The organism is Teichococcus aestuarii (genome assembly GCF_042651065.1).
Lineage (GTDB): Bacteria > Pseudomonadota > Alphaproteobacteria > Acetobacterales > Acetobacteraceae > Pseudoroseomonas > Pseudoroseomonas aestuarii.
Genome location: NZ_JBHSCH010000178.1, coordinates 1 through 687, shown reverse-complemented (window position 1 = coordinate 687; position 687 = coordinate 1). Strand labels below are relative to the sequence as shown.

1 protein-coding gene is annotated in these 687 nt (G+C 25.3%); it reads left to right on the top strand.

Annotated elements, in window-relative coordinates; genetic code table 11:
* Positions 1–317 precede the first annotated feature (317 nt).
* Positions 318–687: hypothetical protein (locus ACFOY6_RS24250; protein WP_379652475.1), on the top strand; the 370-nt coding region annotated here is incomplete at its 3' end.

Below are 687 nucleotides of genomic sequence, written 5' to 3'. Positions count from 1 at the left end.
ACCTATTAAGACTAGTGATCGTTTAAAAGCTCGTGATTTACTCGGTAGGTACCATAGCTTATTTACTGAGAAAGTAGACTTAAATGTAGCTACACCAGTGTTTGTTGATAATATCGGTGAAGATGATGAAAGAAAAGAGATTTAAAAGGGTTGTAAGAGCAATACCCGAATACAGAGTTTCATATTGATGATATAAGGAGATTTGGCAAGTAAAGAAGATTAATTTTTTAAATTATAATATATTGTTGTAATTTTGATTGTTTCTAAGAAAATATAGAGTTATACTTAACAGAACTATATTTGATTAGGAGTAAAATATGTCTTATGATGATGAGTTGAATTTTCTTAAAAAAATAATTTCTGTAATCTATGAAAGAATGACTAATTACGCTGATACCTTTGTTGAACTAAGAAATAATAAAATTAATTTTAAAAAGAAATGTGTTTGTGATTTTTTGGATGATAAAAATACGTATATTGATAGTGAGTTGTTAGATAATGTAGTGGTTTTTAAAGAAATAGTAAAGAAAGAAAATAGAATCTTATTGATTGATGAAGAGTTAGAATTAGAAATAGATAAACGTATTAAAAATGAAAGGTCTATTTATAACAAACTTTTAAAATATCAAGCAAAAAATGGTAAAGGAAAGTATCCTATTATTAAATGTTTAAATGATTTGTTAGGGT